The organism is Bradyrhizobium sp. Kon69, assembly GCF_055807515.1.
In genome coordinates this window covers 1-283 of record NZ_JBVVOS010000302.1, presented here as the reverse complement: position 1 = coordinate 283, position 283 = coordinate 1, and the positions used below count along the sequence as shown (strand labels likewise).

Here is a 283-nt window from a genome sequence, read left to right as displayed (position 1 = left end):
AATGATCGACAAGTCGCGCATGCCCGATACCGCCATGTTCAGCGTGCGCGGAATCGGCGTAGCGGTAAGGGTAAGAATGTCGACTTCGCTGCGCAGGGCCTTGAGCTGTTCTTTCTGGCGCACGCCGAAACGGTGTTCTTCGTCGATGATGACCAGGCCCAGGTTCTTGATCTTCACGTCGTCCGACAGCAGCTTGTGCGTGCCGATCACGATGTCGATCTTGCCTTCGGCCAGATCAGCGACCGCCGCGTTCACCTCCTTGGCGGACTTGAAGCGGCTCATC

General features: G+C 59.0%; 1 protein-coding gene. It reads right to left on the bottom strand.

Annotated features, from left to right (window positions below; genetic code table 11):
* Nucleotides 1–283, bottom strand: a 283-nt coding sequence (locus AC0L3U_RS39255) for a DEAD/DEAH box helicase (RefSeq protein WP_473365099.1), incomplete at both ends; no start/stop codon positions are given.